The organism is Tranquillimonas rosea (assembly GCF_900111315.1).
Lineage (GTDB): Bacteria > Pseudomonadota > Alphaproteobacteria > Rhodobacterales > Rhodobacteraceae > Tranquillimonas > Tranquillimonas rosea.
The window spans coordinates 1-18,627 of sequence record NZ_FOGU01000008.1; the positions used below are offsets into that span (position 1 = coordinate 1).

Annotated in this window: 17 protein-coding genes and 1 pseudogene; 4 read left to right on the forward strand and 14 right to left on the reverse strand. The window is 69.7% G+C overall.

All coding sequences use genetic code 11. The features are described 5' to 3' along the window. Nucleotides 1-419 (forward strand): annotated as a pseudogene (locus tag BMZ25_RS13665) (dihydroxy-acid dehydratase); the annotation flags it as partial. A 52-nt stretch (nt 420-471) separates the two neighbouring features. Here the strand turns inward: BMZ25_RS13665 and BMZ25_RS13670 are convergent. The 4 genes from BMZ25_RS13670 to BMZ25_RS13685 are packed head-to-tail and all read right to left on the reverse strand — an operon-like array spanning nt 472 to nt 5,030. Next, nucleotides 472-2,067, reverse strand: a complete 1,596-nt coding sequence (locus tag BMZ25_RS13670; RefSeq protein WP_092694540.1) for a gamma-glutamyltransferase family protein — start codon at nt 2,065-2,067, stop codon at nt 472-474. Then, nucleotides 2,067-3,569: a tripartite tricarboxylate transporter permease gene (locus BMZ25_RS13675; RefSeq protein WP_092694542.1), complete on the reverse strand. Its 1,503-nt coding sequence runs from the start codon at nt 3,567-3,569 to the stop codon at nt 2,067-2,069. The genes BMZ25_RS13670 and BMZ25_RS13675 overlap by 1 nt, the downstream gene beginning before the upstream one ends. Before the next feature lies 1 nt (nt 3,570). Next, nucleotides 3,571-4,080 carry a tripartite tricarboxylate transporter TctB family protein gene (locus tag BMZ25_RS13680; RefSeq protein WP_092694544.1) on the reverse strand — a complete coding sequence of 170 codons (510 nt, stop codon included), beginning with the start codon at nt 4,078-4,080 and terminating at the stop codon, nt 3,571-3,573. After that, nucleotides 4,077-5,030 carry a Bug family tripartite tricarboxylate transporter substrate binding protein gene (locus BMZ25_RS13685; protein ID WP_092694546.1) on the reverse strand — a complete coding sequence of 318 codons (954 nt, stop codon included), beginning with the start codon at nt 5,028-5,030 and terminating at the stop codon, nt 4,077-4,079. The genes BMZ25_RS13680 and BMZ25_RS13685 overlap by 4 nt, the downstream gene beginning before the upstream one ends. 113 nt (nt 5,031-5,143) lie before the next feature. Here BMZ25_RS13685 and BMZ25_RS13690 point away from each other — a divergent pair, with 113 nt between their 5' ends. Beyond that, nucleotides 5,144-6,040, forward strand: a complete 897-nt coding sequence (locus BMZ25_RS13690; protein ID WP_092694548.1) for a LysR substrate-binding domain-containing protein — start codon at nt 5,144-5,146, stop codon at nt 6,038-6,040. Here BMZ25_RS13690 and nadC read toward each other — a convergent pair. The 10 genes from nadC to BMZ25_RS13740 form a co-directional block, all read right to left on the reverse strand. Continuing rightward, a complete protein-coding gene (gene nadC, locus BMZ25_RS13695) occupies nt 6,037-6,888 on the reverse strand; it encodes a carboxylating nicotinate-nucleotide diphosphorylase (RefSeq protein WP_092694550.1) in 852 nt (283 codons plus the stop codon). The two genes, BMZ25_RS13690 and nadC, sit on opposite strands and share 4 nt — an antisense overlap. Next, nucleotides 6,885-8,450 (reverse strand): L-aspartate oxidase, encoded by a 1,566-nt coding sequence (locus tag BMZ25_RS13700; protein ID WP_092694552.1) that lies wholly within the window; start codon nt 8,448-8,450, stop codon nt 6,885-6,887. The genes nadC and BMZ25_RS13700 overlap by 4 nt, the downstream gene beginning before the upstream one ends. A gap of 5 nt (nt 8,451-8,455) precedes the next feature. Continuing rightward, a complete protein-coding gene (gene nadA / locus BMZ25_RS13705) occupies nt 8,456-9,508 on the reverse strand; it encodes a quinolinate synthase NadA (RefSeq protein ID WP_092694554.1) in 1,053 nt (350 codons plus the stop codon). 136 nt (nt 9,509-9,644) lie between these two features. Continuing rightward, complete coding sequence (locus BMZ25_RS13710; RefSeq protein ID WP_092694556.1) at nt 9,645-10,643, reverse strand: Gfo/Idh/MocA family protein; 999 nt, start codon at nt 10,641-10,643, stop codon at nt 9,645-9,647. Beyond that, entirely contained in the window at nt 10,640-11,527 is an 888-nt protein-coding gene (locus BMZ25_RS13715) for a sugar phosphate isomerase/epimerase family protein (RefSeq protein ID WP_092694558.1), read from the reverse strand. The genes BMZ25_RS13710 and BMZ25_RS13715 overlap by 4 nt, the downstream gene beginning before the upstream one ends. A gap of 28 nt (nt 11,528-11,555) precedes the next feature. Further along, on the reverse strand, nt 11,556-12,392 hold the full coding sequence (locus BMZ25_RS13720) for a carbohydrate ABC transporter permease (protein ID WP_235859878.1): 837 nt from the start codon (nt 12,390-12,392) through the stop codon (nt 11,556-11,558). Continuing rightward, nucleotides 12,389-13,324, reverse strand: coding sequence for a carbohydrate ABC transporter permease (locus BMZ25_RS13725; protein WP_092694560.1), 936 nt, complete (start codon nt 13,322-13,324; stop codon nt 12,389-12,391). The genes BMZ25_RS13720 and BMZ25_RS13725 overlap by 4 nt, the downstream gene beginning before the upstream one ends. A gap of 97 nt (nt 13,325-13,421) precedes the next feature. Then, the gene (locus BMZ25_RS13730) at nt 13,422-14,636 is read right to left on the reverse strand and encodes an ABC transporter substrate-binding protein (protein WP_092694562.1); all 1,215 of its coding nucleotides are present in this window, start codon (nt 14,634-14,636) and stop codon (nt 13,422-13,424) included. Nucleotides 14,637-14,671: 35 nt separating this feature from the next. Continuing rightward, the gene (locus tag BMZ25_RS13735) at nt 14,672-15,580 is read right to left on the reverse strand and encodes an alpha/beta hydrolase (protein WP_235859879.1); all 909 of its coding nucleotides are present in this window, start codon (nt 15,578-15,580) and stop codon (nt 14,672-14,674) included. After that, nucleotides 15,577-16,275, reverse strand: coding sequence for a GntR family transcriptional regulator (locus BMZ25_RS13740; protein ID WP_092694565.1), 699 nt, complete (start codon nt 16,273-16,275; stop codon nt 15,577-15,579). The genes BMZ25_RS13735 and BMZ25_RS13740 overlap by 4 nt, the downstream gene beginning before the upstream one ends. Before the next feature lie 116 nt (nt 16,276-16,391). On the opposite strand from BMZ25_RS13740, the gene BMZ25_RS13745 reads away from it, so the two are divergent. Together BMZ25_RS13745 and BMZ25_RS13750 are read left to right on the forward strand one after the other, a co-directional pair. Next, nucleotides 16,392-17,465 carry an ABC transporter ATP-binding protein gene (locus BMZ25_RS13745; RefSeq protein WP_092694567.1) on the forward strand — a complete coding sequence of 358 codons (1,074 nt, stop codon included), beginning with the start codon at nt 16,392-16,394 and terminating at the stop codon, nt 17,463-17,465. Between the two features lie 70 nt (nt 17,466-17,535). After that, the gene (locus BMZ25_RS13750; protein WP_092694569.1) at nt 17,536-18,477 is read left to right on the forward strand and encodes an aldo/keto reductase; all 942 of its coding nucleotides are present in this window, start codon (nt 17,536-17,538) and stop codon (nt 18,475-18,477) included. Nucleotides 18,478-18,627: the final 150 nt, after the last annotated feature.

Here is an 18,627-nt window from a genome sequence, read left to right on the forward strand (position 1 = left end):
ATGCCGGGCCGCAGGGCGGGCCGGGCTTTCCCGAATGGGGCATGCTGCCGCTTCCGACGGCGCTGGTGAAGCAGGGCTACCGCGACATGCTGCGGATCTCGGACGCGCGGATGTCGGGCACCTCCTACGGCGCCTGCGTGCTGCATGTCGCGCCCGAAAGCTTCGTCGGCGGGCCGCTGGCGCTGCTGCAGACGGGGGACATCGTGCGGCTGGACCTGGCCAACCGCTCACTCGACATGCTGGTCGACGAGGCCGAGCTGGAGCGCCGCCGCGCCGCCTGGACCCCGCCCGAACCCCGCTTCCAGCGCGGCTATGGCTGGATGTTCCAGCGCCATGTCAGCCAGGCCGACCAGGGCTGCGACTTCGACTACCTCATGTCCGCCCACGGCGAGACCGCCGGAGAGCCCGACATCTTCTGATGGTGGCGATCCGGCGGCGTGAGGGGCGGCGGCATCGCGCCCCTCTCTTCCCTCAGAACCCCGTGGCCTGTCCGTCCTTGCGCGGGTCCGAGCCGGCGGCATAGCCGCCGCCGGGCAGGCGGTGGACCAGTTGCGCGCCGCCGAAGCCGAAGGCGGCGTCCGGCGCCTCGACCTCGATCTCGTGGCCCATGTCGGACAGCGCCTGCAGCGTCGCGGGGTCGACCGCCGTCTCGCAGGCGACCTTCAGCCCCTCGACGAACCGCCAGCGGGGCGCGTCGGCGGCGGTCTGCACGTCCTGGCCCCAGAGCTGCGTGCGCAGCACCATCTGAACATGCCCCTGCGCCTGCATCGGGCCACCCATCACACCAAAGCTCATCACCGGCGCGCCGTCGCGCATCAGGAAGCCGGGGATGATCGTGTGGAACGGCCGCTTGCCGGGCGCGACCCGGTTGGGGTGGCCCTCCTTCAGGGTGAAGCCCGCGCCGCGGTTCTGCAGGCTGATGCCGGTGCCCGGCACCACCACGCCCGAACCGAAACCGGCATAGTTCGACTGGATGAACGACACCATCATGCCGTCGCTGTCCGCGACGCTCAGGTACACGGTGCCGCCGTTCTTCGGCGCACCCGCCGCGTGGTGCTGTGCGCGGGCGGCGTCGATCTCGGCGGCGCGCGCCTTGAGGTAGGAGGGCGACAGCAGGTCCTCGGGGGTGATGCCGGTCATGTAGGCGCGGTCGGCGACATAGGCGTCGAGGTCGCGGAAGGCGAGCTTGATCGCCTCGATCTGCAGATGAACCGCGGCGACGTCGTCGGGGCCGTGATTGCGGATGCCGGTATGTTCGAGAATCCCCAGTGCCATCAGCGCCGCGATGCCCTGGCCGTTCGGCGGGATCTCGTGCAGCGCCGCGCCGTCGAAGGCGGTGTCGATCGTGCCGCACCACTCGGGCGCGTGAGCGGCGAGGTCGTCGGCGCTCAGCGCGGCGCCGTGCCGGTCGGCGAAGGCCGCGATCTTTTCGGCCAGGGCGCCCTCGTAGAACGCCTTGCCCTTGGTCTCGGCGATGGCGCGCAGGCTGTTGGCCTGGGCGGGGTTCGAGAACCGCTCGCCGGGGCGTGGTGCGCGGCCGCCGGGCATGAAAGCCTCGGCGAATCCCGGCTGCTCCGACAGGGCCTCGGCCCCCTTCGCCCAGAGCGAACCGATGACCGGCGACACGATGAAGCCCTCGTCGGCGTAGCGAACGGCCGGTTCCAGCAGCGTGGCGAAGTCCAGCCGGCCGAACCGCTCGGACAGGGCGGCCCAGGCGCTGATCGCGCCGGGCACGGTCACGCTGTCCCAGCCGCGGAAGGGCATCTTGTCGCGACCCGCAAAGCGCTCGGGCGTCCACCCGGCGGGTGCGGCGCCCGAGGCGTTGAGACCGTGCAGCTCTTGGCCGTCCCACAGGATCGCGAAGGCGTCGGAGCCCAGGCCGTTGCCCGTCGGCTCGACCACGGTGAGCGCCGCAGCGGTGGCGATGGCCGCGTCCACGGCGTTGCCGCCGCGCGCGAGGATCGACAGCCCCGCCTGCGAGGCCAGCGGCTGCGAGGTCGAGACCACGTTGTCGGCCAGCACCGGCGACCGGCGCGAAGCATAGATGGGATCGTGACGCAGGTACATCAGGCGCTCGTCTCCGTTGTCTTTCTTGATTTCAGATGGCCGCGGACGGCCCAGCCGATCGACAGCACCGCCGCGATCAGCAGCACCAGGCTGACCGGCCGGGTCAGGAACAGCGTCCAGTCGGCATCGGTCATCAGCGCGCGGCGCATGTTCGTCTCGGCGATGGGGCCCAGGATCACGCCCAGCACCAGCGGCGCGAGGGGATAGTCCAGCGCCCGGAGCGTGTAGCCCGCGACGCCGATGAAGCCCAGCAGATAGAGGTCGGTGACCCGGTTGTTCAGCGCGAACGACCCGACCACGCAGCAGACGAGCACGGCGGGCACGATCAGCCATTTCGGCACCTCGGCCACCCGCAGGAACACCCGCATCGACAGCACGCAGACCACCAGCATCATCAGGCTGGCCACCGACATCGCGATGAACATGCCATAGACGAGATCGGCGTTGTCCATGATCAGCCGGGGCCCGACCTGGATGCCGTGGACCATGAGAGAGGCCATCAGGATCGCGTCGACCGCCGAGCCGGGGATCCCCAGCGCGATCAGCGGGATCAGGCCACCTCCTGCGGTGGCGGAGTTGCCGGCCTCGGACGCGACGACGCCGTCGGGGATGCCGGTGCCGAACTTCTCGGGGGTCTTCGAGGCCCGCCGCGCCTGGTCGTAGGCCAAGAGGTTCGCGATGGAGCCGCCGGCGCCGGGCAGGGCGCCCACGCAGACGCCCACCACGGCCGAGCGTACCAGGTTGACCGGCCGCATCAGCACCTCGCGCATCACCGACCAGGTGTGGAACTCGATCTCGCCCTTCACGAGCTTCTTGCCCGAGCGGATCGCGCCCACGTCCTCGACCTCGGAGGCGAGCTGAGAGATGGCGAAGATGCCGATCAGCACGACGAGGAACGGCAGGCCCGCGGCCAGCACCTCGAGCCCGAAGTCGAAGCGCGGGCGGCCCATGATCGGGTCGTCTCCGATCGTCGACAGTGCAAGGCCGATCAGCGCCGCGATCAGCCCCCGCTGGAGCGAATTGCCCACCAGGCTCGCCACGATGGTCAGCGCGAACACGATGAGCGAAAAGTATTCCCACGGCCCCAGCCGCACCGCGAAGATCGCCAGCGGCGGCGCGGCGACGATCAGCACCAGCGTCGAGATGACGGTGCCGAAGAACGACGCCCACACCCCCAGCGACAGCGCGCGCCCCGGCTCGCCGTTGCGGGCCATGGGGAAGGCGTCGAAGGTGGTGGCAACGGCAGAGGGCGTGCCGGGTATGCCCAGCAGCGCAGCCGAGATGAGACCGCCGGTGTAGCCGCCGACATAGACCGACAGCATCACCGAGATGCCGGTCAGCGGCTCCATCGAGAAGGTCAGCGGCAGCGTCAGGACGATCGCCATCGTCACGGTGAAGCCGGGGATCGCGGCGGCGACGATGCCGGCGATCGACCCGATCAGCATGTAAAGCAGCGTCCAGCCCGAGAGAACCTCGGCGGCGCCGGTCAGAAGGGCGTCCATCTCAGAACCTCCCGCGCGGCAGGAAGACGTTGAAGACCTCGGCGAAGAGCCAGTTCAGCCCGAACGAGAACAACAGCGCGATGACAAGCGTGAGGCCGAGGCTGAAGGGCGTGCGCGGCGACAGGATCACCAGCAGCACGACCAGGAAGGCGAAGGTCGCCCAGCTGAAGCCAATCCACGGCAAGGCGGCGAGGTAGACCCCGAGGCAGGCGAAGACGGCAAGCACCAGACGCCGCCGCACGAACCAGTCCGGCACGCTCGGCGCGAAGCGGGACAGCGCGCCCGAGGGCAGGCGGCGCACGGCACCGAAGATCGCGGCGCCCGACAGCAGGACGAGACCGCCGTAGATCAGCTTGGGGAACGAGCCGGCGCCGAGCACCTCGAACCGCGATGTCGGGATCGTCGTCGCCTCGACGAACAATCCCACCGACGCCAGGAAGATCACGACATAGGACAGAAGGCGGGCGACATCGCCCGCCTCCGCCGACTTGGTGGTGTCGTCTTCGCTCACGGCGCCAGCACCGAGGACAGCCGCGAGACGGTCTCGGAGAGGTTGCCCAGGTAGGAGGCGTAGTCATCCTGCCCGCGGAAATCGACCTGGGCGCCGGCGTTGTTCACCTGCTCGATGAAGGTCTCGTCCTGCGACAGTTCCTGAAGCGCGGATTCCAGCGTGTTGCGGGCCTCTTCCGGGGCGCCCTTCGGCATCACGATGCCGCGCGTGACCGCCAGCTCAAGATCCGCGCCGAGCTCGTTGAAGGTCGGCACGTCCGGCGTCTGCTCCATTGGTTCGGCGCTGCCGACGGCCAGGAACTGCAGGTCGCCGTTCTCGACGAATTGCTGCGACGAGGCGATGTCGCCGATCGCAACGTCGAGGTTGCCGCCGACCAGCGCGCGGATGCGCTCGCCCGTGCCCTCGTAGCCGACATACGAGAACTCCAGGTCGAAGGCCTCTTCGATCATCGCCGCGTGCAGGTGGGGCACGCCGCCCAGCGTGACGCCCATCGTCACCTCGCCCGGATTCTCCTGCGCATAGGTGACGAAGCTCTCGAAATTGTCGTAGGGCGCGTCGGCCTGTGCCACGAGGTATTGCGGCGAGGCGGTCATCAGCGCGATCGGATCGAAATCCTGCCAGGTCAGGTCGGTCAGGCCGGTCTCGGACGCGGTCAGCAGACCCTCGTGCACCTGCGAGATGGTGTAGCCGTCGGCATCGCGTCGCGACGCTTCGGTCAGGCCGACGGTGCCGCCGACGCCGGGCATGTTTATGACCGGCATTTCGACGCCGAGATAGGGCTGGACGTTGTTCGACACGATTCGCATCAGCGTGTCGCTGCCGCCGCCCGGCGACCACGGCACGATGAACTCGACCGGGCGCTCCGGATAGTCCTGCGCGGTCGCCGAAACCGGCGCGGCCAGCGCGACGGCGGCGCCGAGTCCGGCGGCGAACTTTTGCATGGCGTGCATTTGGAATCTCCCGTTGGTCTGGTCTTTGTTTCTCCGGAACAGGCTAACCACATGCATCTCTGTTGGAAGCGAATTGTTTTTGTCTAATTCTTAAGAATTGCTAATGATGGCCCATGGACTCCCGCCAGCTTCAGACCCTTCTCGCCGTTGCCGACACCGGCAGCTTCGCCGCCGCCGCCGAGGTCGTGAACCTCACCGCCTCGGCCGTCAGTCAGCAGATGGTCGCGCTCGAGACCGAGCTTGGCACGCAGATCTTCGACCGCTCTCGCCGCCCGCCGACGCTGAACGCGAAGGGGGCCGAGGTCGTCCAGTCCGCCCGCGCCATCCTGCAGATCCTGAGCGAGACGCGCGCCGCGATCAGCGGCGGGCGGGTCAGCGGCACGCTGAACCTGGGCACCCTGCGCACCGCGTCGATGCATCTCGTGCCGCAGGCCCTGGCCGAGATGCGGCGCTCCTATCCCGAGATGGCGTTCAACCTGCGCGTCGGCATCTCCGAGGACCTGATGAACGACGTGGTCGCGGGCCGGCTCGACGCGGCGGTGGTGGCCGAGCATGTCGGCGTCCCGCCCACGCTGCAATGGACGCCGTTCCTGCACGAACCGCTGCTGCTGGTGGCGCCGCCCGATTGCGCGGGCGTGCCGGCCGAGCAACTGATCGCGGCGCGCAGTTTCATCCGCTACCATACGAACGTACCGCTGGCGAAGCAGATCGAGACGGAGATCGCCCGCCTCGGGATCACGCCGACCGAGGTGGCGGTGGTCAATACCATGCCCTCGGTGATCGGCTGCGTTCATGCCGGCCTCGGCGTCGCGGTGGTGCCGCAGATCGCGCTGCACGATCCCGCGGCGTCGGGCCTGGCCTGGCAGGTATTCGGCACCCCTCCGATCCACCGCAGGCTGGGAATCGTCCGGCGGATCACCTCGTCGCGGTCCGAGGTGCTGTCGGGCCTGCACGGCGCGCTGGCGGCGCGCAGCCGCGCGCTCGGCGTTGGGGTGCCCGACGAGAGCTAGAAGTCGAGGCCAAGGTCCAGCGTCCGCGCCGAATGGGTCAGCGCCCCGGCCGAGATGTAGTCGACGCCGACGGCGGCCACCTCTGCCACGCGCTCCGGCGTCATGGTGCCCGAAGCCTCCAGCACGAGGCGCCCGCCGGCCATCGCCACGGCCTCTGTCAGGGTGGCGGTATCCATGTTGTCCAAGAGGACCACGTCCGCGCCGCCCTCGGCCAGCACCTCGGTCAGCTGTTCCAGCGTATCGACCTCGATCTCGACGCGGACCATGTGCGACGCCTGCGCCTTGACCGCGCGCAGCACCGGCACGATGCCTCCGGCGGCGGCGATGTGGTTGTCCTTGATCAGGATCGCGTCCGACAGCGAGAACCGGTGATTGTAGCCGCCGCCATGCAGCACCGCCTGTTTCTCGACCACGCGCAGGCCCGGCGTGGTCTTGCGGGTGCAGGTGATCCGCGCCGCGGTGCCGTGGGTCCGTTCGACGTACTGCGCGGTCAGCGTGGCGATGCCCGACAGCCGCCCGGCAAAGTTCAGCGCCACCCGTTCCGCCGAGAGCACGCCATGCGCCGGGCCCTGCAACTCCATCAGCACGTCGCTCGGACCGCAGCGGGCGCCGTCGGGGATCTTGACGTCGACCTCGACCGCGGGGTCGACCAGCCGGAACGCCAGTTCGGCCACCTGCATCCCCGAGACGACTCCGGCCCCGCGGGCGCGCAGGCTGGCATTGGCCTTGGCGCCGGGTGGCACCGCGCAGCGCGTGGTGATGTCGCCCGACCCGCCGAGATCCTCGGCCAGCGCGGCCCGCACCAGCGGTTCCAGCACGAGATCGGGAAGGGGGGCGTGGGTGGTCATGTCGGCTCCAGCTCGGCGTCGCGGCGGACGGCCAGCGCCGCCACCAGGGTCAGGCGACTGCGCCGCGCCTCGGCGGCGGTGTCGGGGTGATCGCTGCGGTGATGCGCGCCACGGCTCTCGGTCCGGGACAGGGCGGCGGCGGCGATGAGGGTGGCGGTGGCGGTCATGTTGCGCAGCGTGGCGTCCTCGCCCGCCGCTTCGTCGATCCGGGCGATGTCCCGCAGGGCCTGCCGCAATCCCGCGCCGTCGCGGACCACGCCGACCCGGTCGGTCATCGTGCGGCGCAGCGCGGCCACCGACGCCGCGGCGACCGCCGGCTGCGACGGCCCCTCCGGCGCTAGCGCGACCTCGCGCACGGTCGCGACGCGGTCGAGGTCTCGGGCGATGTCCCGCGCCGCGCGGCGAGAATAGACCAGCGCTTCGAGCAGTCCGTTCGACGCCAGCCGGTTCGCCCCATGCAGCCCGGTCGAGGCCGCCTCGCCGCAGGCCCAGAGACCGGACAGGCTGCTGCGGCCCGCCGCGTCGGTGGCGATCCCGCCCATGTGGTAATGCGCCGCCGCAGCCACGGGAATCGTGCCGGTCACCGGGTCGATCCCGGTCGCCCGGCACGCGCCCGCCACTGTTGGATACTGCGTCACGATCCGGTCCCCGAGCGCCGCGCGGGTGTCGAGCGCCGGCACCATCCCGGCCCGCGTCTGGGCGAAGATGGCGCGCGCCACCACGTCGCGTGGGGCAAGCTCGGCATCGGGGTGGGCGTCCGTCATGAAGCGCGCGCCGGTCCGGTTCACCAGGATCGCTCCGTCGCCGCGCAGGGCCTCGGTCGCCAGCGGCGCCGGGTCGCGGCCCACGTCGATCGCGGTGGGGTGGAACTGCACGAACTCGGCATCGGCGATCTCGGCGCCCGCGCGGGCGGCCATGCCGATCACCTGTCCGCGTACCCGCGGCGGGTTCGTCGTGACGGCATAGAGCCCCGCCGACCCGCCGCCCGCCAGCAGCACCGCCGGCCCGCGCACGGCCTGATCGGGGCCGCCCCCGGTCGCCGGTCCCAGCCGGACGCCGGCGACGCGGCCGGCCTCGTGGATCAGGCCCGTCGCCTGCACCCCTTCCAGCACCTGCACCGAGGGCGTGGCGCGGACCCGGTCGATCAGCGTCGCCATGATCGCCGCGCCGGCCCGGTCGCCGCCCACGCGCACGACCCGCGCGACCGCGTGGGCCGCCTCGCGCGACAGGATGTAATCGCCCCCGGTCGTGCGGTCGAAGGGGGCGCCAAGCGCGGTCAGGCCGAGGATGTGCTCGCGCGCCTCGGCCGCGACCGACAGCGCGACGTCGCGGTCCACGGTGCCCGAGCCCGCGCGCACCGTGTCGTCGGCATGGCGCGCGGCGCTGTCGGACGCGGCCATCGCCGCCGCCACGCCGCCCTGCGCCCAGGCCGAGCTCGCCCCGCCGCCCAGCCGGTCGGGGGAGACCACCAGAACGGGGTGGGGCGCCAGCGCCAGCGCGGCATAGAGCGCCGCGATCCCGGCGCCGACGATGACGACGCGGTCGGTCCGGATACCGTCCATCGCGATCAGGCTGCGGCGCGGCGCGAGATCTCGATCATCCGCTCGACCGCGCGGCGGGCACCGTCGGCGACCGCGGGATCGACCTCGACCGGCTCGGCCATGGCGTGCAGCGACCACAGCACCTTGGCCAGCGTGATCTTCTTCATGTAGGGGCACATGTTGCAGGGGCCGACGAAATCGACCTCGGGCAGCGCGTCGGCGATGTTCGACGCCATCGAGCACTCGGTCACCAGCATCGCCTTCTCTGGACGCTCGCGGTCGACATAGTCGATGATCCCGCTGGTCGAGCCGGAATAATCCGCCTCGCCGATCACGTCCGGCGGACATTCGGGATGCGCGATGATCCGGGTGCCGGGGTTCCAGTCGCGAAAGCCGCGCAGGTCGTCCGCGGTGTATTGCTCGTGCACGATGCAGGCCCCGTCCCACCAGACGATGCGCTTCTGCGGCACCTGCTTGGCCACATTCTGCGCCAGGTACTTGTCGGGCGCCATGATCACGGTCTCGCTGTCCATCGCGGCGACGATCTGTGCGGCGTTGGACGAGGTGCAGCAGACATCCGAGGCGGCCTTCACCTCGGCCGTGGTGTTGACGTAGGTGACGACCGGCGCGCCGGGATAGCGCGCGCGCATCTCCTCGATCCCCGCCGCCGTGACGCTTTCCGCCAGCGAGCAGCCGGCGCTGGAATCCGGGATCAGCACGGTCTTGGAGGGGTTCAGGATCTTCGACGTCTCGGCCATGAAGTGCACGCCGCACTGGACGATCACGTCGGCCTCGATCTCGGCCGCGGCGACGGCCAGCTGCAGGCTGTCGCCCACCACGTCAGCGATGCCGTGATAGATGTCCGGCGTCATGTAGTTGTGCGCCAGCACCACGGCGTTGCGCTCTTTCTTGAGACGCTCGATCGCGGCGACATAGGGCGCGTGGATCGCCCAGTCCGGCGGCGCGACAACCCGCGCCATCCGGGCATAGACGTCCTTCATCTCCTCCGCCAACTCGGGCGAGGGGGCCAGGTCGTACCGCTCATCGAGTTCGGCGCTGCGGGCAGGGTGGTCAAGCAATGGGCCGCTCCTCCGTCAGCCGCCGCGCGGGCGACTTCCATCCTCCTTCGGCGACGCGTCCGGTCGCCCCGTACCGGGCGCGTGATAGTCGCCGCGGCGCCTCATGGCAACTGCCGTTACGTCACCGGCGGCGCGGTCACGTCTCGATCAGGGCGATCATCCGCTCCAGCCGCTCCATCGCGCGCACACCGTCCTCGATGTCGGGCACGTCGCGCGTCTCGCCCCGCAGCACGGCGGCGGCGTCGGCGATCAGCGCGTTGTAGCCCTTGTGATCCTCGTTCGCCGCGGCGGTGAAGTTCGGCCGCCACGACAGCGTGTCGGCGGCCGGATCCAGCGTCGCCGCCGGATCGTCGGCCTTGAACGGCGGATCGCGGTAGAGCGCAACGTCGATGATGTTGTCGACCTCCAGCCGCTGATGGTCGCCCATGATGCGCAGCTCTTCCATCGGTGTGCCGCGCGACTGGGTGGTGCCCATGACGATGGTGCCGATGACCCCGTTGGGCGCGGTGAAGCCGAGATGGAACATCATCTTGCCCGGCGCGGGGCTGACCTTGCGCACGCTCATGTCGTCCAGATCGCCGCCCGCGAACCAAGGGATCAGGTCCATGTAGTGCACGCAGTGATGCAGGTAGAACCCGGTATAGTCCGGCTCGCCCTCGAAATAGGTGGGGGCCGTCATGTAGGTGCCCGAGATGCCCAGCACCGGCCCGAACGTCCCGCCGTCCAGCACGTTGCGGGCGATCCGGTTGCCGGTCGAATAGCGCTTCATGAAGCCCACGACGACGGGCTTGCCCGCTTGCCGAGACGCCTCGGCCACCGCGCGGGCGCCGGCGACGTCGGCGGCGGGCGGCTTTTCCATGAAGACCGGCAGCCCGCGCTCCAGCGCGGCGATCGCGGCGGCGCGGTGCAGCTCTGGCCCGACGGCCATCCCCACCGCGTCGAGGCCGGGATGCGCGACGAGATCGGCGGCGTCGGAATACTGGTCGGCAACGCCGTATTCCCGCGCCACCCGGCCCGCGGCCTCGGCGTCGCGGTCGCAGATCGCGGCGATGCGGATGTCGTTTCGCCCCAGCTGCGGCAGCAGCATCTGGCGCGCGTGCCGGCCGCAGCCGATCCAGCCGATGTTCAGCGTCATTGGTCCACCTCCGCCAGCGCCAGGGCCGAGCGCACGACGCCCAGCCCGGCGCGCAGTTTCGCGCTTTCGTCCTCGTGCGGGGCGCGCCAGTGGGCGATCGGCAGGCCCACGCGGTCGTCGTCGCGCCGGAACGGCTCGAGCGAGATCGGCCCGTCATAGCCCGCGTGGTGCAGCGCCCGCATCACCGACGTCCAGTCGATATGCCCGGTGCCCGGATGGCCGCGGTGGTTCTCGTTCGCCTGGAAATGCACCAGCCGGGCGCCCGCCGCGCGGATCGCGTCGGGGATCGAGCGCTCTTCCATGTTCATGTGGAAGGTGTCGAGCATCACGCCCAGACCCGCATCGCCCACCGCGTCGACCACCTCGATCGCCTGCCGGGTGGTGGAGACCACGTCGGTCTCGAACCGGTTCAGCGGCTCCAGCCCGAAGGTCACGCCCGCCGCGCGGGCCACCGGCGCAACCTGCGCCAGCCCCTCGATCGTGCGCGCGGCGCGGGCCGCGATGTCGTCGTCGCCGCGCGGGACCGGGGGGCGCCCGGCGAACACCATCGGCTCGCCGTAGAGCGGCCCCCCGACGAGCGACACGCCCATCGCCTCGGCCACCTCGACGCAGCGTTCCAGGTAGTCCAGCCCGCCTTGCCGCGCCGCCGGATCCTCCGAGGCGATCGAGCGCTGCGGATTGACCCGCGCCGCCAGCACCAGCGACACACCGGCATCCGCCGCGGCCCGCCGCACCTCGGCGGGGGGCAGGTTGTCCTCGGGCTCGGGCACCAGCAGCTCGACGAAGTCGAAGCCCAGCCGCGCGGCGTGGTCGAAGTAGTGCAGCTCGGCGCCGGTGAAGGGCCGCGCGAACTGCATCGAGATGATACCGATCGGGTTGTCCAAGATCGTCTTCCTTTCTCGGGGTCGGGACTCAGCCCTTCACCGCGCCCTGCGTCAGGCCGGAGATCAGGCGTTTCTGCACCAGCAGGAACAGCACCGTCGCGGGCATCGCGCCGACGATCCCTCCGGCGGTCAGCAGGCCCCATTGGACCTCGTACTCGCCGATCAGGGTCTGGACGGCGACGGTGATCGTGCGCACGTCCTGCCCGCCCAGGGTCAGGGCATAGAGGTACTCGTTCCAGGAGGTGATGAAGATGTAGATGCCGGTGGCGATGATGCCGGGCACGCACAGCGGCAGCACGACCCGCCGCAGCGCCCCCAGGCGCGTGCAGCCGTCGGTCATCGCCGCCTCGTCGAGAGAGCGGGGGATGCCGTTCATGTAGCTGACCATCATCCAGACCGAGAACGGGATCGCGATGGTCGAATTGGCGATGATCAGGGCGAAATGGGTGTCGAGCAGCCCCAGGATGCGCATCACCACGAACAGCGGCAGGATCAGCAGCACCAGAGGGAACATGTTGATCAGCAGGAACTGCAGCATCAGCACCCGCTTGCCCCGGAACGAGAAGCGCGAGAACGAATACGCCGCCGTCACGCTCAGCGACAGGCCGACGACGACCGTGCCGGCCGCGACGATGAAGCTGTCCAGAAGGTTGTCGCCGAAGCCCACGGTGCGGAACAGCCGGGTGTAGTTGTCGATCGTCGCCTGCACCAGCGACGGGCCCTCAGTGAACAGCCGCGATTCCGGCGTGACCGAGGTGACGAACATCCACAGGTAGGGGCCCAGCGTGAAGACCAGCACCAGCGCCATCGGCAGGTCGACGGTCAGCAGCCGCCGGCGGAGGGAGCGTTTTCCAAGAGCCATCATTCCACCGCCTTTCCGGTCCGCCTGAGATAGAGAAGCACGATCACCATCAGCAGCATCGTGAACAGCACCGCCAGCGCCGAGCCGTAGCCGAAGTCGAGGTTCGTGCGCGCCTTGACGAAGGCGTAGAGCGGCAGCGTGTAGGTGGCGTAGCCGGGGCCGCCACCGGTCATCACGAAGATCACGTCGAACGAGTTGGCGACCCAGATCGTGCGCAGCAGCACCGACGTCACCAGCACGCCCGAGATGCCGGGCAGGGTGATGTAGCGGAACTGCTGCCAGGTGCTCGCCCCGTCCAGCGACGCGGCCTCGTAATAGCTCTTGGGGATCGACTGTAGCCCCGCCAGGATCATCACCGCGAAGAACGGGAAGCCCTGCCATGTCAGCGTCAGGATGATCGCTCCAAGCGCGGTGTCGGGGTTGGCCAGCCACGGGACCGCCTGCTCGATCAGGCCCAGCCGCAGCAGGAAGTCGTTCAGCACGCCGTAATTGCTGTCATAGATCCACACCCACATCAGCGCGATCACGACCGAGGGCAGCGCCCAGGGAATGATGATCAGCGCGCGGGCCACGGGGCGCCACGGGAACTCCTGGTTCAGCAGCAGCGCCGTCACCAGCCCCAGCAGGACCTGCGCCGGGATGGTGATCCCGATCCAGATGATCGTGTGCCAGAGCGAGATCCAGAAGACCTCGTCGTTGAAGGCAGTCACGAAGTTCTCGAAGCCGATGAAGGTGAAATCGTCCGGCCGGAACAGGACGTACTCGTGCAGGCTCATCCACGCGGTCTGCAGCATCGGAAAGAACACGATGGCCAGCGTGACAATCACGGCGGGCGACAGCATGGCGTAGGGCAGGACGCGGCGGCCCAGCTTGTGCCGCCCGGTGCCGGCTTCGGCGCGGGCCGGTCCGGTGGCTGAATGGTCTTGCGCGGTCATGGCTCACCTGTTCACGGCGGGCGGCCCGCCATGGCGTTTACGTCGGGTGGGGCGAAGGGGCGCGGGGGCGGCGCGGCGTGCGCCGCCCCCTGTCACGTCACTCCGAGTAGAGTTCCGCGATCTCGGCGTTCATCTCCTCGGCCGTGATCTCGCCGGTCAGCGCGCGCTGCATCGCGACGGGCCAGACGGTGTTCACGAAGTCCGAGGTCTCGGGCCGGTTCGGCAGCAGGTTGGCGAAGGGCAGGGACTCCGCCGTCGCCTCGACGAACCGCTTGGGGTGCAGCGACCACTCGTCCCGGTCGGTCTTGGTCACCGGCAGCTGGCCCGTCGCCTCGTTGAACAGCGCGTTGTTGCCCGCCTCGGACAGGAACGAGATCCACTTCCACGCCGCGTCCTTGTCCTCGGCCGAGGACATCACCGCGGTGCTCTCGTCGCCGTAGGCCGTCCACCGGCCGCCGCCGCACTCCGGCACCGGCGCTGCCGAGACCTTGTCGCCGAGCGCCTCGACCATGCCGTTGGCCGACCCGATATGGTGGATCGTCATCGCGGTCTTGCCGGCCTTGAACGCGCCGATCGTCTCCTGGAACCCGTCATTCGGGGCCGAGGGCGGAAACACGCCATCCTCGCGGAACAGGTCGACCACGAACTGCGTGCCCGCGACCGCCGCCTCGCTTTCGATGTTGTCGGTCAGGTCGGCGCCCTCGCGGCCCAGGGTGAAGCTCGCCCAGTGGTCGTGGCCGCCCTTGCCGCCGCGAAAGCCGAAGCCGTAGACGTCGGTCTGCCCGTCGTCGTCGGTGTCGCGGGTCAGCGCGTTGGCGGCCTCGCGGAACTCCTCGCAGGTCTGCGGCACTTCCAGCCCCAGCTCCTCGAACATGTCGGGGCGGTAGTACATGTAGAGCACGACATACTGCACCGGCAGGTAATAGCTGCTGCCGTCCTCGGCGACGGTCAGCTCCAGCAGGTTGTCCTGCAGGTCGTCCTTGCCCTCCCAGCTGTCGATCCGGTCACCGATCGGCTCCAGCGCGCCCATCTCGATCAGGCGCGGCTGGGCGAACATCTTGACCATCGCCGCATCGGGGGCGTTGCCGCCGATGATCGAGGTGTAGAGGTTGTCGTAGTAGCTGTTCCACGGGATGTTTTCGGCCTCGACCGTGATCTCCGGGTTCTGCTCCTCAAAGGTCGAGACCAGCTCGTCCATCGGGTTGTCGGCGTTGTCGAAATGGTACCAGAACCGCACCGTGCTTTCGGCGCTGGCCATCCCTGCGGTCAGCGCCAGCAGGCTGGCGGCAAGGCCGAGTGTCTTCTGTCTCATCGTCTCTCTCCTCCCAGGTTGCGGACCGTTGCTCCTCAGCCGGCCCTTTCGCGGAACACCTCACCCGCCCGCGCGAACGCCTGTCGCGCCTCGGGCAGGGCGGGTCCCATCTGCATGAAGCCGTGCACCACCCCCTCGACCAGGTCGAACGGGTCGGCGCGGCCCAGCTCGCGCAGCCGCGCGACCAGCGCCTCGGAATCCGAGCGCAGCGGGTCCAGCGCGGCGGCGTTGAGATAGAGCGGCGGCAGCGCGGCCAGCGCGGCATCCTCCGCCGCAAGCGGCGCCACCGTGGGCTCGCCGCGCAGGTCCCACGGCGCGTACCAGTCCCAGTAGCGCTGCATCTTGGCACGGGTCAGGCCCGGGCCCTCGGCCTGCGCGAGATACGAGGGCGTGTCGAAATCCGCGCCGTAGACGCCGTAGAACAGCAGCCCCTGCGCCGGCATCGCCGCGCCCTCGGCCCCCAGCCGCAGCATCGCCGCCAGCGCCAGGTTCGCCCCCGCGCTGTCGCCGGCCACGCTCCAGCGGCGGTCGCCGGGCAGCGCGCGCCACGCGGCAAGGCAATCCTCCAGCCCCGCCGGATAGGGATGCTCGGGCGCCAGCCGGTAGTCGATGGTTACCACCGGCGCCGCGCAGGCCAGCGCCAGCCGCCGCGCCGCACCCTCGTGCGTCGCGGCCGAACAGAACGCCCAGCCGCCGCCATGGATATGCAGGATCGCGTCGGTGCCGGTGTCGTTGCCCGGCACGATCCGCCGCGCGGGCAGCCCGGCGATCAGCGTCGTCTCGGCCCGCGCCACCTCGGGCAGCTCGGCGTTCCAGCGCAGGTTCGTCAGCGCCGACAGCGCGCGCCCGGCCTCTGGCCGCAGGGTCGTGGGATCGGCCAGGTCGCGATCCTCGTGCGCCAGCCGCTCCAGCACGGCGCGCATGCTGTCGCTCGGCCCGCTCACGCCCCGGCCTCCTCGGTCAGGTCCGGCCCGAGGTCCACGATGGTCGAGATGTGGTGCCCCAGCACCCCGCGCAGGGTCTCGACATCCCGCGCGCGGACGGCATCGACGATCGGCACGTGCCGGTCGGCGGTCTCGGGCAGGGCGCGGTTCGGCTGCGAGTTCAGGATCTTGAAGCGGTGGTTGTGGATCAGGCACCGGGTCAGCATCGGCGTGACCACGGGCAGGTCGGCGGCCTCGAACAGGCGGCAGTGGAAGCTGCGGTCGTGCACCGACAGGAGGTATTCGTCACCGTCGCGGGCGGCGTTGCGCATGGCGTTCAGATGCACCGACAGGTCGGCGTCCAGCGCCGCGTCGGCTCGCTCGACCACCCGCTCGAGGTAATCGCACTCGATCCCCCGGCGGATCGCGATCAGCGCGCAGGCATCGTCCGAACGGCAGGCGGCGACATGGGTGCCGCGATGGGGCAGGCGGCGGACCAGCCCCTCCTCGTTCAGCTGCATCAGCGCTTCGCGCACGGTGCCCTGGCTGCATTGAAAGCGCTGGGCAAGGTTCAGCTCCAGCACCGTCGCCTCGGGGGCAAGCTGACCCAGCACGATCTCCTTCTGCAGGGCGACGTACACCGCGTGGCTGCGCCGGCTGGACTGGCGCGGCACAAGGTCGGTCACGGACGAGTGCGAAAAGCTTTCGACGGCCATGTCCAGCGGTGTCTCCGATCGGGCTTGCTCCAAATTATCAATATCGATAACATGCAGATTATCGATAATGCAAGTCCCAATCGCCCGACGGCGACACCGACATCCGGGAGGAACAGATGGCGGATATCCAGCTGGAAAAGATCGTTAAGGATTTCGGCGCGGTGCGCGCGATCCACGGCGTCGACCTCGATGTCGAGGATGGCGAATTCGTCGCCTTCGTCGGCCCATCGGGTTGCGGCAAGTCCACGATGCTGCGGATGATCGCCGGGCTCGAGGAAATCTCGGACGGCACCTTGCGGATCGGCGGCCGGGTGGTGAACGACGTCGAGCCGCGCGGTCGCGATGTGGCGATGGTGTTCCAGGATTACGCGCTCTACCCGCACATGACGATCGCCGAGAATATCGGCTTCGGGCTCAAGATGCGCGGCTTCCGCCCCGACGACATCCGCACCAAGGTCGCCGAGGCCGCCCGCATCCTGCAGATCGACGCGCTGCTCGAACGCCGGCCCGGCCAGCTGTCGGGCGGCCAGCGCCAGCGGGTCGCGATGGGGCGGGCGATCACCCGGCAGCCGTCGGTGTTCCTGTTCGACGAGCCGCTGTCGAATCTCGACGCCAAGCTGCGGGTCGAGATGCGCACACAGATCAAGCGGCTGCACGCCATGCTGGGCACCACCACGGTCTACGTCACCCACGACCAGACCGAAGCGATGACCCTGGCCGACCGGGTCGTCGTCCTGCGCGACGGCCACATCGTCCAGGAGGGGCACCCGATCGAGCTGTACGAGCGGCCCAATTCCCGGTTCGTGGGCGAATTCATCGGCTCGCCGCAGATGAACGTGTTCGAGGCGGTGGTCGACCGCGCCGGCGGCGCGCCGCGCCTGCGGATCGGCGATGCCAGCATCGAGGTGGGCGAGGTGCCTCTGGCCGACGGCGCCAACGTCGATGTCGGCATCCGCCCCGAACACCTGCGCTGGTCGCAGGGCAGCGGCATGCTGTCCCCGCGCGTCGAGGTCTACGAACCCCTCGGCTCGGACACGATGGCGATCTGCGATCTCGACGGGCGCGAGCTGACCGCGCGTCTCGACCCCTCGGTGCGGCTCAAGGCGGACCAGAGGATTCCCCTCGATTTCGAGCCCGCCAACCTGCACTTCTTCGACCGCGACAGCGGCGCGCGCATCGCCGCGGCCTGACCGGCGAACCCGCGCCCGCAATGCCGCGTTGGTGGGGCAACACCATCATCGCAAGCCAGGAGACAGCGGCATGGAAAAACGCAGGCTCGGACGCAGCGACATCTCGATCGCGCCCATCGTCTTCGGCGGCAACGTCTTCGGCTGGACGGCCGACAGCCGCACCTCGTGCAACCTGATCGACAGGTTCCTCGACCAGGGCTTCAACGCGATCGACACCGCCGACGTCTATTCCGCCTGGGCGCCCGGCAATGGCGGCGGCGAATCCGAGGAGGTGCTGGGCGATTGGATTGCCTCGCGCAAGCGGCGCGAGGACATCGTGCTGATGTCCAAGGTCGGCATGTGGGAGCAGCGCAAGGGCTTGTCCGAGGCCAACATCATGGCGGCGGTCGACGACTCGCTGCGCCGGCTCGGCACGGATTACCTTGACGTCTACTTCGCCCATGTCGACGACAAGGACACGCCGCTGGACGAGACGCTCGGTGCCTTCGCCAAGCTGGTCGAGGCCGGCAAGGTCCGCACGCTGGGCGCGTCGAACTACGACGCCGCCCGGCTCGACGCCGCGCTCGACGTGGCCCAGCAGAACAACCTGCCGCGCTACGAGGTGCTGCAGCCGAACTACAACCTGCACACCCGCGACGGGTTCGAAGGTGAACTCGAGTCCGTCGCGACGGAACGCGAACTGGGCGTCGTCACATATTTCTCGCTCGCCTCCGGCTTCCTGACGGGCAAGTACACCTCGAAGGACGACATCGCCGGCACCGACCGCGAGGCGATGCTCGAAGGCTATTTCGACGATCGCGGCCAGCGCGTCCTCGACAACCTGCTCGAGGTGGCGAACGACGTGGGCGCGAAACCGGCACAGGTGGCGCTCGCCTGGCTGGTGCAGCGCGACGGCGTCACCGCCCCCATCGCCAGCGCCCGCAGCCTCGATCAGCTGGACGAGACCCTCGGCGCGGCGACGCTGAACCTCTCGGACGAGCACATGCTCAAGCTCGACGCCGCCGGCGGCTGAGCGGGCAGGGCGGCTCAACTGCCGCGTGCACCGGGCCGCCCGCGCCGACGGCGCGGCGGCCCGGAATCGTATGCCGGCTTGTGCACGCACTGTGCACGTCCGGTGCACGCTTTGCAGACGTCCGAAATCCCGCTTTCACAGCACTTTGAA

Bases quoted from the DNA above. Each gene is read 5' to 3' on its own strand.
- BMZ25_RS13720 (WP_235859878.1), bottom strand. From the start codon at position 12,392: ATGATGGCTCTTGGAAAACGCTCCCTCCGCCGGCGGCTGCTGACCGTC.
- BMZ25_RS13685 (WP_092694546.1), bottom strand. From the start codon at position 5,030: ATGCACGCCATGCAAAAGTTCGCCGCCGGACTCGGCGCCGCCGTCGCG.
- BMZ25_RS13750 (WP_092694569.1), top strand. From the start codon at position 17,536: ATGGAAAAACGCAGGCTCGGACGCAGCGACATCTCGATCGCGCCCATC.
- BMZ25_RS13700 (WP_092694552.1), bottom strand. From the start codon at position 8,450: ATGGACGGTATCCGGACCGACCGCGTCGTCATCGTCGGCGCCGGGATC.
- BMZ25_RS13670 (WP_092694540.1), bottom strand. From the start codon at position 2,067: ATGTACCTGCGTCACGATCCCATCTATGCTTCGCGCCGGTCGCCGGTG.
- BMZ25_RS13730 (WP_092694562.1), bottom strand. From the start codon at position 14,636: ATGAGACAGAAGACACTCGGCCTTGCCGCCAGCCTGCTGGCGCTGACC.
- BMZ25_RS13740 (WP_092694565.1), bottom strand. From the start codon at position 16,275: ATGGCCGTCGAAAGCTTTTCGCACTCGTCCGTGACCGACCTTGTGCCG.
- BMZ25_RS13690 (WP_092694548.1), top strand. From the start codon at position 5,144: ATGGACTCCCGCCAGCTTCAGACCCTTCTCGCCGTTGCCGACACCGGC.
- BMZ25_RS13745 (WP_092694567.1), top strand. From the start codon at position 16,392: ATGGCGGATATCCAGCTGGAAAAGATCGTTAAGGATTTCGGCGCGGTG.
- BMZ25_RS13675 (WP_092694542.1), bottom strand. From the start codon at position 3,569: ATGGACGCCCTTCTGACCGGCGCCGCCGAGGTTCTCTCGGGCTGGACG.
- BMZ25_RS13725 (WP_092694560.1), bottom strand. From the start codon at position 13,324: ATGACCGCGCAAGACCATTCAGCCACCGGACCGGCCCGCGCCGAAGCC.
- nadC (WP_092694550.1), bottom strand. From the start codon at position 6,888: ATGACCACCCACGCCCCCCTTCCCGATCTCGTGCTGGAACCGCTGGTG.
- BMZ25_RS13710 (WP_092694556.1), bottom strand. From the start codon at position 10,643: ATGACGCTGAACATCGGCTGGATCGGCTGCGGCCGGCACGCGCGCCAG.